Below are 12,269 nucleotides of genomic sequence, written 5' to 3'. Positions count from 1 at the left end.
AACCCCGGGCTGAAAGCAAAAACCCCCCGGGCATCGCTGCCCGGGGGGTTTTTGTGGTTCGCGTCAGGAGATAGTTCAGCCCTTGACCGATTCCAGCGCCGTGTTCAGCGTCTTGCTCGGACGCATGATGGCCGACAGCTTGGCTTCGTCCGGCTTGTAGTAGCCGCCGATATCCACGGCCTTGCCCTGCACGTCCGACAGTTCGCCGATGATGGTCTTCTCGTTTTCCGTCAGCGTCTTGGCCAGCGGCGCGAACGTCTTCGCCAGTTCGGCGTCGGCGTTCTGTGCGGCCAGTTCCTGGGCCCAGTACATGGCCAGGTAGAACTGGCTGCCGCGGTTGTCGAGCTGGCCGGTCTTCGGCGACGGGCTCTTGGCGTTGTCGAGCAGCTTGCCGGTGGCGGCGTCGAGCGTCTTCGCCAGCACCTTGGCGCGGGCGTTGCCCGACTTGATGCCGAGTTCTTCCAGCGACACGGCCAGGGCCAGGAACTCGCCCAGCGAATCCCAGCGCAGGTGGTTTTCCTCGACCAGCTGCTGCACGTGCTTCGGCGCCGAGCCGCCGGCGCCCGTTTCGTACATGCCGCCACCGGCCATCAGCGGCACGATCGACAGCATCTTGGCGCTGGTGCCCAGTTCCATGATCGGGAACAGGTCGGTCAGGTAGTCACGCAGGATGTTGCCGGTCACCGAGATGGTGTCCAGGCCGCGGATCACGCGCTCCAGCGTGTAGCGCATGGCGCGCACCTGCGACATGATCTGGATGTCGAGGCCGTTGGTGTCGTAGTCCTTCAGGTACGTTTCCACCTTCTTGATCAGCTCGGCCTCGTGCGGACGGTACGGGTCCAGCCAGAACACGGCCGGCATGCCCGAGTTGCGGGCGCGCGTGACGGCCAGCTTGACCCAGTCGCGGATCGGCGCGTCCTTGACCTGGCACATGCGCCAGATGTCGCCCTGTTCCACTTGCTGCGTCAGTGCGGCCAGCACTTCACCGGTGGCGTTGTCGACGATGCGCGCTTCGCCGTCTTCGGCGATCTCGAACGTCTTGTCGTGCGAACCGTATTCCTCGGCCTTCTGCGCCATCAGGCCCACGTTCGGTACCGTGCCCATCGTGACCGGATCGAACGCGCCGTTGGTCTTGCAGAAGTTGATGATTTCCTGATAGATGCGGGCGAAGGTCGATTCCGGGATCAGGCACTTGGTGTCCTTGGTGCGGCCATCGGCGCCCCACATCTTGCCGCCGATCCGGATCATGGCCGGCATCGAGGCATCGACGATCACGTCGTTCGGCGCGTGCAGGTTCGAGATGCCCTTGGCCGAATCCACCATCGCCAGTTCCGGACGATGTTCGTGGCAGGCGTGCATGTCGCGGATGACTTCTTCCTTCTTCGACTCGGGCAGCTGCTCGATCTTGGTGTACAGGTCGACCAGGCCGTTGTTGACGTTGACGCCCAGTTCGTCGAACAGCTTCTGGTGCTTGGCGAACGCGTCCTTGTAGAAGACCTTGACGGCGTGGCCGAACACGATCGGGTGCGACACCTTCATCATGGTGGCCTTGACGTGCAGGCTCAGCATGACGCCGGTCTTGCGCGCGTCTTCCATCTGTTCTTCGTAGAAGGCCAGCAGTGCCTTCTTGCTCATGAACATGCTGTCGATGATCTCGCCGTCCTGCAGCGCAACCTTCGGCTTCAGCACGATGGTCTTGCCGCTCTTGGTCAGCAGTTCCATGCGCACTTCACGCGCGCCGCTGAGCGTGATGGACTTCTCGCCATGGTAGAAGTCGCCGTGCTTCATGTGCGCCACGTGCGTGCGCGAGGCCATGCTCCACTCGCCCATGCTGTGCGGGTGCTTGCGGGCGTAGTTCTTGACGGCGGCCGGCGCGCGGCGGTCCGAGTTGCCTTCGCGCAGCACCGGGTTCACGGCGCTGCCCAGGCACTTCGAGTAGCGCTTCTGGATGGCCTTCTCTTCGTCGTTCTTCGGATCTTCGGGGTAGTCGGGGATACGGTAGCCCTTCGACTGCAGTTCCTTGATCGCGCTGACCAGCTGGAACACCGAGGCGCTGATGTTCGGCAGCTTGATGATGTTGGTGTCCGGGTTCTGCGTGAGCTTGCCCAGTTCGGCCAGGTTGTCCGGCACGCGCTGCTCTTCGGTCAGGAACTCGGGGAATTCGCCCAGGATACGGCCAGCCACCGAGATGTCGCTGGTTTCCACGTTCACGCCGGCAGGCTTGGTGAAGGTGCGGATGATGGGCAGGAAGGCACTGGTGGCCAGCAGCGGAGCTTCGTCGGTTAGGGTGTAGATGATGGTGGGCTGCTGGTTGCTCATCGCTTATCTCGCATCAAATTCGGGTTGGGGAATGCCCCGGCCGGGTCGCGGATCGAGGCAAGTAGGGAATTTTGCCTGATTTTGCATGGCGGGGGTGTGATCCTTCATGTGAAATTTGTTGGTTGTATGCAGAGGGATTCAGGCCGGATTTAGGCTTCCTGATGGCATCTTCATGTTACGCGGCGCCAAAAGCCGTCATCGTCGGACAGATCGCCTATGGACGAAACACACGATTCTTATGTCTTATAGAAGAGTCCGAGCAAGCTACTGGGTTATCGCCGCAAAAATGTGATCCATTCGCAACGCAAAGGCTTTGCAGCGCGCCGTACCCAATATAGTCATGCCCCGGTCAGGTATGAAAGGCTTCGCCGTCATCCGTGCCCTTGCGCCGCTCCGCGCGCTCGGCCCGTTCGAAATCGGCGATGATCTGGGCGCCGAACAGCAACAGCGTGGCGGCGATCTCCAGGCTCAGCAGCACCACGATGGCCGTGGTCAGCGAGCCATAGACCCGGCCCACCTGGGAGAGCGTCGAGAAATACCAGACCAGCACGTGGCGCGAGATTTCCCAGAACCCGGCGGCGAACAATGCGCCCATCAGCGCATGGCGCACGGAAAGGCGCCCCACCGGCATGACCATGTAGATCGAGGTCAGCAGCAGTACCTCCCCGGCGAACCCCAGCAGGTAGAGCAGGCCGCCCGACAGGCGGTCGAGTGACCAGTCGAACCCGAGCAGTTCGAGGTGCCGCTCGCCCAGCGTCTGCAGCCCGCCTGCCATAACCGTGACGATCAGCAGCCCCACGCTGAGCACGAGGATGTAGCAGTAGGGCAGGATGGCCGAGACCAGGAAATGCCGGCGCCGGATGGCCACGCGATGGATGAAGATCACGGACATGGCGTTTTCGAGCACGGTGAACGCCAGCGAGCTGAAGAAGATCATGGTGACGGCCAGCACCCAGCCAATCACGCCCCGGTTGGTCATGAAGCGCGACAACTCGGCCACCAGTGCGCGGGATTGTCCCGGGAGCAGCCATTCGAGGTAGCGGGCCAGCGTATCGAGCAGCCGGGCGGGCTCGATCACGTGCGAGAGACCGATCAGCATCAGGATCAGCAGCGGCACGATCGACAGCAGCGCGTAGTACGCCACGGCGCCGGCCAGCAGCAGCCCCTGGTTGGCGCGGAAGTTCTTCAGCGCCTGGAGCAGGAAGCGGGCGGGGTGTCGGAACAGCGAGTGCGTGCGGGCGTCGGGCAGCGGCATGCCGGTGCCATCAGGCAGCCGCCCGTACGGCGTACGGGAACCGGGTCCGTGATGCCATCTGCGAGAGGTGGTCGCGCAGATGGGCCAATTCGGACGACAGCTGCAGCGTCAGGAAGGCATGCGAACTGTGGCCGACCGACGGGTCGTCGGGGTGCGGCGCGGGCAGCGAGGCGTTCTCGCGGACCATTGACTCGTCGCCGCTCTCCAGCGCACTGGCCATTTCCAGCAGCAGGTCGCGGATGGTCTGCTCCTGGCCGTCGGTGCCGGCCAGTTCGGGCTCCACGGCGGCCAGCATTTCAAGCGCGCTGATGCAGACGCGGGCACTGTGCTGCACTTCTTCCAGATCGGCGGTGGTCACGTCCGTTTCCTTGGCCACCGACGGGATCAGGCTGCGCAGCTGCACCAGCGCGGCCGACAGCTTCATCATGTCCTGCTGCCGCTCCTTCTCGTCGCGCAGGCCGCGCTCGATCTTGGCGTGGACGGCGGCGCAGGCGCGCAACAGGCCCGCCAGCTTGAAGCGCCACGAATACGAGGCATAGGCGGGCAGCGCGAACGAGAACACCAGGGCGATGGCAGTGCCGATCAGCACATCGGCGGTGCGCCAGACGGCGTCGTAGACATCCTGGTTGCCGTGGCCGGCGGTGATGATCACGGTGATGGCAGTCAGAAGCGCCACATAGCCGCCCTTGCCCACCGCGTGATAGGCGCAATAGCCGCTGATGACGGCCAGCAGTCCCCAGGTCAGCAGCGGCAGGCCGAAGTAAGCCCCCTGCACGATCACGAACAGCCCGAGCAGGGCGCCCAGGACAGTGCCCGCGCCGCGTTCGGCCGCGCGCTTGCGGATGTTGCCGTGATGCTGGAGCCCGCCGATGACCACGAGCACCGTGATGGTGGCCCATTCGCCATGCGGGATATCGATGCCGGTCGTCAGCGCGATCGACACCAGCAGCGCGAGCGCCACCCGCACCGCGTGGAAGATGCGGGCCTGGCGGAACCGTCGGTCGGGGTCGAACAGCGCGCTGGTTGTTTTTCGCAGTGCCTCGAACATGGCGGCGATCACCGTGCGGAGATCTGAACGCTTCGAGTGTATAGAGCGAGCCCCATGTTCCGCAATGTTTACATTCCGGAGGCCGGGCGGCCGGGACTGGCCCGGCGGCTGCGAAAGATCCACGGTCATGCCGTGGCGTCAGGACGGATCTTTGGTGCGCGTGCGCGATACCGCCGACATGATGCCGATACCGAGCACGATCACGCAGGCAATACCGATATAGACGAGCGCCAGGCCCGCGGTGGACATGGCCCAGGCGATGCCGCCCACCAGCAGCAGGAGCCCGACGACGTAGAGTGCGAATGACATGGCGTTCCTCCGGACATTGTCTTGTTTACCGGACGCCACCGCTGCCCGAGGCACAGGTGGCGTGTGGCCTAACGTCAATGTAGGGAGGAACCGCACCGGCCAACATAGGACGTTGGCCGAGCATGGCGTAGGCAGGCGCTGACGCGTGCCCGGGGGATCAGCCGGCCGCCAGGCTGACGCCGTTGGCGCCGGCGCTGGCGCGCCCGTCGCGGCCGTACATTTCATTCGGCGGCGTGCCGCCCTGGCGCAGTACCTGGATGGCTTCCTGCGTGAACTCCAGGTGGGCGTTGACGATGGCGCCGTTCAGGTCGTTGGCGTCCTTGGCCTTGTGCGCAAAGAAGACCACCTTGCGCCACAGCTCGGCTACCTGCGGATCGATCTCGCGGCCGACCAGCAGGCCGCCCGCACCGATGCGCAGGCCGAGGGCGATCATCTGCGCCTCGCGCGCCGCGGTGGCCAGGTTCAGCCCCTGGGCCAGTTCCATCTTCTGGTTGAGCAGCGTGCTCAACGCCTGGAAATCCTGCCGCTTGATGGCCTCGCGTTCGTCTGCAAGGGCGCGGCCAAAGGCCGCGATGGCGTTGGCTTCAACCGAAAGGGACTGGATCAGGGCTGCCTGGTTCATGGTGTCAGGTTTGGCTGGGTGCCTGGCTCAGCTCGTGCAAAGAGGCGAGCAAGCCATCGGCGATCTTGCTGGGATCGATCTTGATCCGGCCTTCCGCAATCGCCTGACGGACTTCCGCCACCTTGGCGGCGTCGATGTCGCTGTCGCTGTCCTGCAGCAGGCGCGTACCAATCTCGCGCACCTGTGCGGCCAGCGGGCTGACGCGCACGCCGTTCAGGGCGTTGGTGTCCGACGTGGCACCGGTGGCGGCCGCGCGGGCGTTGCCTTCGGTAGCCGCGGTGTCGGCGGGCCGGGACGGAGTGGAGTTATTGATCTTCACGATGAAATCCTTGCTGGGTTCCTCTGACTTATCGGACTACGCGCCGGAAACTTTAGCGGCTTCCCGGCGATTTTCGGCCGATCCCGGAACGGGTTGGCCGCATTCTCGCACGGTCTGCCTGCTCCGATTGCTGCCACATCCAATTGCTGCCTGGTCGGGGGCCCCAGCCCGTGTGACGACTAACTTCCCGGTACTAAAAGTGATGCGTGAGTAATATGAAACGTCACTGCAGCGCCACGGTGTCGCCGCTGCGCACCACGCCGCTCACGACCTGGCCGTTCCTGAGCCGGACCTGGACGTTGGCGCCAGTCGCGGCATCCGCCAGCACCTTGCCCTCGCTGCTCAGCTGGAACGACTGGCCCTCGACCGTCACATTGACGGTCTGGCCAAGCTTGACGGCGATCGGCCGCTTGAGCAGGTCGGTACGCAGCGGCGATCCGGCGGCGATGCGATTGGCCGCGACCGAGCCCTCCACCTGGGACGGATCGGTCACAACCGCACGCGGCAACGCGCCCAGATCGCCCTGGCGGACCTCCAGGTCGGCGGCCGTGATGGTCTCGCCCGGGCCCATCGAACGGGCCGCCACGTAGTAGTCGGTCAGCACCGAGACGCGCGCCTGCATGTAGCGCGTCCACGGCCGGTCCCCGCCGCAGCGCACGCCTACGTTGACGCGGCCATAGGCGGCGGCACCGGCGGGCAGGAACGGCTCGGGGTTGAAGCAGTCGGGCGCGCGGCCGCCCGAGGGCGGCACCACCTGCACGCTGACCTTGCCCGGCAGGCCGTTGGCCTGGCGCAGCAGGAACTGCTCGACCGCCGTGCGGGCGGGATCATCGGTAAACGGGTTTGCGGCGGCGGCATGCGCGGGCGCGGCACCGGGCATGGCCACGGGCGTGACCTGCGCGGCCATGGCGGACGGGGCCAGCGCAATGCCGGCGGCGGCCAGCAGCGCGGCGGCCTGGCGAGAGAGAGTCATAGGGTCATCCCAGCAAGGATGTGGCGATCAGTGGCAGCCATTGTAGGCAGGCTCGCGCGAGAGACCGAACCGGAAATGCGCGGATTTCTCGTGCCTATTCGCGCGATTGGCGTGACAACCCGGCCCCTAAGATGGCAACCCTGAAGAAGCCCGGCCGGGCGTATGCGGAAGGTATACCCAGGTCTACGGCAGCTCTCTCCCCGAAATGAAGCCATTGCAGGAAAGGCAGACATCATGGACAGACTCGATGCGGCGTTCCGCTTCCAGCAGGAAGCGCTGAGCCTGCGGACCCAGCGGCAATCGGTGATTGCCTCGAACATCGCCCACGCGGACACGCCGGGCTACAAGTCGCGCGACTTCGATTTCGCCAGCACGCTGGCGCAGTCCGTGGAGCGCGGCAACCAGCAGCGCGATGGCGTGTCGCTGTCCACCACGGCGGCGCGGCACCTGCCGGGCCAGGCCCCCGCGATCAGCAATAACGAGCGCGACCTGCAGTACCGCATTCCGCTGCAGTCGAGCATCGACGGCAACACCGTGGAAATGGATACCGAGCGCGTGGCGTTTGCCGACAACACCATGCACTACGAGGCGGGCCTCACGGTCATGAGCTCGAAGATCAAGACGATGCTGTCGGCGATCCAGAGCTAACGGAGAGACGCCATGGGCTCCATGAACATTTTCGACGTGGCCGGCTCGGCCATGGCCGCGCAGTCGCAGCGCATGAACGTGACGGCCTCGAACCTGGCCAACGCGGACAGCGCGGTGGCGCCGAACGGCCAGCCGTACCGCGCCAAGCAGGTGATCTTCGAGATGGCCCCCACACCGGGCCAGACCGACGTGGGCGGCGTGCAGGTAGCTGGCGTGATGGAAGACAGTGCGCCGGCCCGCATGGTGCACAACCCGTCGCATCCGCTGGCCGACGCCAACGGCTACGTGACGATGCCCAACGTGAACCCGGTGGAGGAGATGGTCAACATGATCTCGGCCTCGCGTTCCTACCAGGCCAACGTGGAGGTGCTCAACACCGCCAAGACCATGATGCTCAAGACGCTGACCATCGGTCAGTGACGCCTCCAATCCCAGAACTCTCTGTTTAGCCGGAACACAACATGGCAACGACTTCTTCCGTAGGCAACAGCACCTCCAACTCGGGGGTGAACCAGGCCCTGCAGAGCGGCAGCGCGAGCGCGGCCGACCTGCAAAGCAATTTCCTGAAGATGCTGGTCACCCAGATGACCAACCAGGACCCGCTGAACCCGATGGACAACTCGCAGCTGACCTCGCAACTGGCGCAGATCAGCACCGTGAGCGGCCTGCAGACCATGAACGAGACCATGACGCAGCTGCTGACGCAGACGGCGGCAGGCCGCGCGATGGACTCCGCCGCGCTGATCGGCAAGACCGTGATGGTGCCGGGCTCCGAAGTGAGCGTGGCCGGCGGCGTGCCGGGCAAGATCGGTGTCGATGTGCCGACCACGGCCGACAGCGTGATCGTCCAGGTGCTCGACGACAAGGGCAACGTGGTGCGCACGATCGACATGAAGGGCCAGAAGGCCGGCGTGCACGATGTGGCCTGGGACGGCAAGAACGACGCCGGCAACCTGGTGGCGGACGGCGACTACGCCTTCAAGGTCACGGCCACCGCCGACGGCAAGGACGTCAGCCCGATCGCGCTGATCTACGGCAAGGTACAGGCCATCAGCGGCGACAGCACTGGCGTGCTGGTGGACCTGGGCGACGGCAAGACGGCCAACGTCGACGACGTGCGCCGCATTTCCTGATCGGCCACGACAGCTGCGCAACAAGGTATTCACAACGAGATTCACGTATCACCCGGTCCGGCATACGCGCGGGCATCTTACGAACGACAGCCTACAAAAGGGGAAAATCATGGGTTTTGGTCAAGGGGTAAGCGGCATCAACGCCGCAGCGTCCAACCTGGACGTGATCGGCAACAACATCGCCAACGCGAACACGGTTGGCTTCAAGCAATCGACGGCGCAGTTCGCCGACGTGTACGCGGGCTCGAAGATCGGCCTGGGCACGCGCGTGAACGCCGTGGTGCAATCGTTTGCCAACGGCACGGTGTCCGCGTCGGGCCGCAGCATGGACGTGGCCATCAGCAACGGCAGCGGCTTCTTCCGCCTGCTCAACGCCGACGGCCAGGTGTTCTATTCGCGTAACGGCCAGCTCTCGCGCCTGGACGATGGCTCGCTGGTCAACGGCACCGGCCTGCAGGTCACCGGCTATCCGGCCGGTACTACCGCCGGGGGCGTGGCACCGCAGCCGCTGACGATCAGCAACGCGCAGATGCCTCCGCGCGCCACCACCAACATCGCCGCGCAGTTCCAGCTCGATTCGCGCAGCGCCGCGCCTACCAACGTTTTCGCCAGCACGCCGGCCACCCGCGCGGACTCGTCGATGTTCAGCTACAGCACGGCCATGACGGCCTATGACTCGCTGGGCAACAAGCAACAGCTGACCGCCTACTTCGGCAAGTCGGTCGTGGCCGGCCCGCCGGTTGCCCCGGCGCCGACCAACGCGTTCGGCGGCACCGACTGGTCGATGAACGTGACCGACTCGGCTGGCAACGTGCTGCAGACCGTTACGCTGTCGTACGACAATAACGGCACGCTGCGCGCGCCGACCGCCGCCACCATGCCCAACATCACGCTGCCGGCCGCCAACGGCGCCGCCGCCATGACGGCGCGTCTGGACCTGACGGGCAGCACGCAGTTCGGCGCGGACAACGACCCGAAGAGCATCGTGCAGAACGGCTACACGTCGGGTTCGCTGGTCAGCTACGCGGTGCAGGAAGACGGCACGATCCTGGGTTCGTACTCGAACGAGCAGACGCTGTCGCTGGGCCAGATCGCCCTGGCATCGTTCGGCAACGTCGAGGGCCTGAAGCCCGAAGGCGACAACGTGTGGTCCGCCACCGGCTCGTCGGGCCAGGAACTGCTGGGTGCTGCAGGCGGCTCGCTGGGCAAGCTGCGCTCGTTTGCCGTGGAAGAGTCGAACGTCGACCTGTCCGGCCAGCTGGTCAACCTGATCGTTGCCCAGCGCAACTACCAGGCCAACGCCCAGACCATCAAGGCGCAGGACACCGTCCTGCAGACCCTGGTGAACATCTAAGCCGGCCCCGCTGAAGCATCGCCATGGACCGCATGATCTACACCGCCCTGTCGGGCGCCAAGCAGATACTCGACCAGCAGGCCGCGGTATCGAACAACCTGGCCAACGCCTCCACGCCGGCATTCAAGGCGCAGGTGAACCTGTACCGGGCTGTCCCGGTGCAGGGCCAGGAAACGCAGACGCGCGCCTTCACGCTGGCCTCGACTCCGGGCGCCGACATGAAGGCCGGCCCGCTGACCTACACGGGCCGCGATCTCGACGTGGCCCTCGGGGGCAACGGCTGGCTGGCGGTGCAGATGCCCGATGGCTCGGAAGCCTATACCCGCGCCGGTGCGCTGCAGGTGTCGGCCGACGGCCAGCTGCAGACCTCGGGCGGCCGCCCGGTGATGGGCGACGGCGGCCCGATCGCTGTGCCGCCCGGCGCCACGGTTTCGATCGGCACCGACGGCAGCGTGGTGGCACGCGGTCCCGGCGAGGCGGCCAACGGCCTGGCACAGGTTGGCAAGCTGCGCGTGGTCTCGCCGCCGCCCGAAGGGCTGGCGCGCGGTGACGACGGCTTCTTCCGCCTGCGCCCCGGCGTGGATGCGCTGCAGCAGGACGCCACGGTACGCGTGATTTCGGGCGCGCTCGAAGGCAGCAACGTCAACCCGGTCGAGGCCATGGTCGACATGATCGCCAATGCGCGCCGCTTCGAGATGCAGATGAAGATGATCACTGGCGCCGACACCAACGACCAGCGCGCCAACGCGCTGCTGTCGAACAACTAACGAATTCTAGGAACACCATGATCCGCTCTCTCTGGATTGCCAAGACCGGCCTCGATGCGCAGCAGACGCAGATGGACGTGATCTCGAACAACCTGGCCAACGTGTCCACCTCGGGCTTCAAGAAAAGCCGCGCCGTGTTCGAGGAACTGATGTACCAGACGATCCGCCAGCCCGGCGCGCTGTCGTCGGACCAGACCGTGCTGCCCTCGGGCATGCAGATCGGTACCGGCGTGCGCCCCGTGGCCACGGAACGCATCCATACGCAGGGCAACCCGCAGCAAACGGGCAACTCGCGCGACGTGGCCATCATCGGCCAGGGCTTCTTCCAGGTGACGATGCCGGACGGCACCACCACCTACACGCGCGACGGTTCGTTCCAGGTAGACCCGAACGGCCAGCTCGTGACGTCGAGCGGTTTCGTGCTGAATCCGGCCATCACGCTGCCGGCCAACTACACGGGCCTGAACATTGCCCGTGACGGTACGGTGACCGTGACGCAGCCGGGCCAGACCAACGCCGTGACGGTGGGCCAGATCCAGGTGGCAACGTTCGCCAACCCGACCGGCCTCGAAAGCCTCGGCGAGAACCTGTACGCGCAGACCGACGCCTCGGGCGCGCCGAATACCACGGTGCCGGGCCTGAACGGTGCGGGCACGCTGCAGAACAACTATGTGGAATCGTCGAACGTGAACGTGGTGGAAGAACTGGTCAGCATGATCCAGACCCAGCGCGCTTACGAGATCAACAGCAAGGCCGTGCAGACGTCTGACCAGATGCTGCAACGCCTGACCCAGATGGGTTGAAGAAACGGGAATGACCATGGCCGCCACGCAGTATCGCATCGGTGCATTCGTCGTCTACGTCATCGTCGGCCTGGCCGCGCTGGCGAGCGGCGGCTGCGCGATGATGCCGAAGGAGCCGCTCGTGCAGTTGCCCACCACGGCGCGCGCCGAGCCGCGCCCGCTGGGCCCCTCCACGGGTTCGATCTTTGCATCCTCGTACGCCAGCAATCCGCTGTTCGAGGACCGGCGGCCGCGCAACGTTGGCGACATCCTGACCATCGTGATCACGGAGAACGTCAACGCCAGCAAGAACTCGGGCTCCAACGCCAGCCGCACGGGCAGCACGAACCTCGCGTTCAATGCGGTGCCGCGTGCGCTGGCGGGCCTGTTCGGCACGAGCCAGAACGCCGACATCTCCGGCGCCAACGCGCTGAAGGCCAGCGGCGGGGCATCGGCGGCGAACACGTTCAACGGCACCATCACGGTGACCGTGCTGGAGGTGCTGCCGAACGGCAACTTCGTGGTGTCCGGCGAGAAGCAGATGGCCATCAACCAGGGTGCGGAGTTCATCCGCTTCTCGGGCGTGGTCAACCCGCGCACCATCACCGGCGATAACGGCGTGCTGTCGACGCAGGTGGCGGATGCACGCATCGAATACACCGCCAAGGGGTATATCGACGAAGCACAGAACATGGGCTGGCTGCAGCGCTTCTTCCTCAATGTCCTACCGTACTGATCCC

At 65.4% G+C, this 12,269-nt stretch carries 14 protein-coding genes; 7 read left to right on the top strand and 7 right to left on the bottom strand.

The window, feature by feature from the left end; translation table 11 throughout:
* Nucleotides 1-75 precede the first annotated feature (75 nt).
* From EV147_RS24410 to flgA, 7 genes are all read right to left on the bottom strand, one after another.
* A complete protein-coding gene (locus EV147_RS24410; protein ID WP_130393813.1) occupies nt 76-2,319 on the bottom strand; it encodes an NADP-dependent isocitrate dehydrogenase in 2,244 nt (747 codons plus the stop codon).
* Nucleotides 2,320-2,668: 349 nt separating this feature from the next.
* Nucleotides 2,669-3,574, bottom strand: a complete 906-nt coding sequence (locus tag EV147_RS24405; RefSeq protein WP_130393812.1) for a YihY/virulence factor BrkB family protein — start codon at nt 3,572-3,574, stop codon at nt 2,669-2,671.
* A 10-nt stretch (nt 3,575-3,584) separates the two neighbouring features.
* Nucleotides 3,585-4,622 carry an FUSC family protein gene (locus tag EV147_RS24400; protein WP_130393811.1) on the bottom strand — a complete coding sequence of 346 codons (1,038 nt, stop codon included), beginning with the start codon at nt 4,620-4,622 and terminating at the stop codon, nt 3,585-3,587.
* Between the two features lie 138 nt (nt 4,623-4,760).
* A complete protein-coding gene (locus EV147_RS26195; protein ID WP_198680353.1) occupies nt 4,761-4,931 on the bottom strand; it encodes a hypothetical protein in 171 nt (56 codons plus the stop codon).
* 157 nt (nt 4,932-5,088) lie between these two features.
* Nucleotides 5,089-5,553 (bottom strand): flagellar protein FlgN, encoded by a 465-nt coding sequence (locus tag EV147_RS24395; protein ID WP_130393810.1) that lies wholly within the window; start codon nt 5,551-5,553, stop codon nt 5,089-5,091.
* Nucleotides 5,554-5,557: 4 nt separating this feature from the next.
* Nucleotides 5,558-5,872, bottom strand: coding sequence for a flagellar biosynthesis anti-sigma factor FlgM (gene flgM, locus EV147_RS24390; protein WP_130393809.1), 315 nt, complete (start codon nt 5,870-5,872; stop codon nt 5,558-5,560).
* Nucleotides 5,873-6,095: 223 nt separating this feature from the next.
* Nucleotides 6,096-6,845, bottom strand: coding sequence for a flagellar basal body P-ring formation chaperone FlgA (flgA, locus tag EV147_RS24385; RefSeq protein ID WP_130393808.1), 750 nt, complete (start codon nt 6,843-6,845; stop codon nt 6,096-6,098).
* A gap of 231 nt (nt 6,846-7,076) precedes the next feature.
* On the opposite strand from flgA, the gene flgB reads away from it, so the two are divergent.
* The 7 genes from flgB (at nt 7,077) to flgH (ending at nt 12,265) form a co-directional block, all read left to right on the top strand.
* Complete coding sequence (gene flgB / locus EV147_RS24380; RefSeq protein ID WP_130393896.1) at nt 7,077-7,493, top strand: flagellar basal body rod protein FlgB; 417 nt, start codon at nt 7,077-7,079, stop codon at nt 7,491-7,493.
* 12 nt (nt 7,494-7,505) lie between these two features.
* Nucleotides 7,506-7,913 carry a flagellar basal body rod protein FlgC gene (flgC, locus tag EV147_RS24375; protein ID WP_130393807.1) on the top strand — a complete coding sequence of 136 codons (408 nt, stop codon included), beginning with the start codon at nt 7,506-7,508 and terminating at the stop codon, nt 7,911-7,913.
* A gap of 41 nt (nt 7,914-7,954) precedes the next feature.
* Entirely contained in the window at nt 7,955-8,626 is a 672-nt protein-coding gene (locus EV147_RS24370; protein WP_130393806.1) for a flagellar hook assembly protein FlgD, read from the top strand.
* A gap of 109 nt (nt 8,627-8,735) precedes the next feature.
* Nucleotides 8,736-9,980, top strand: coding sequence for a flagellar hook protein FlgE (gene flgE / locus EV147_RS24365; RefSeq protein WP_130393805.1), 1,245 nt, complete (start codon nt 8,736-8,738; stop codon nt 9,978-9,980).
* Between the two features lie 23 nt (nt 9,981-10,003).
* Nucleotides 10,004-10,747 carry a flagellar basal-body rod protein FlgF gene (gene flgF / locus EV147_RS24360; RefSeq protein ID WP_130393804.1) on the top strand — a complete coding sequence of 248 codons (744 nt, stop codon included), beginning with the start codon at nt 10,004-10,006 and terminating at the stop codon, nt 10,745-10,747.
* 17 nt (nt 10,748-10,764) lie between these two features.
* Entirely contained in the window at nt 10,765-11,550 is a 786-nt protein-coding gene (gene flgG / locus EV147_RS24355; RefSeq protein ID WP_130393803.1) for a flagellar basal-body rod protein FlgG, read from the top strand.
* Between the two features lie 10 nt (nt 11,551-11,560).
* Nucleotides 11,561-12,265 carry a flagellar basal body L-ring protein FlgH gene (gene flgH / locus EV147_RS24350; protein WP_130393802.1) on the top strand — a complete coding sequence of 235 codons (705 nt, stop codon included), beginning with the start codon at nt 11,561-11,563 and terminating at the stop codon, nt 12,263-12,265.
* The last annotated feature ends 4 nt before the right edge of the window (nt 12,266-12,269 follow it).

It is taken from the genome of Cupriavidus agavae, from assembly GCF_004217045.1.
GTDB classification, from domain to species: Bacteria; Pseudomonadota; Gammaproteobacteria; order Burkholderiales; family Burkholderiaceae; genus Cupriavidus; species Cupriavidus agavae.
Note: the sequence above shows the minus strand (reverse complement) of the source record. Positions and strands in the feature narration are given on the sequence as shown.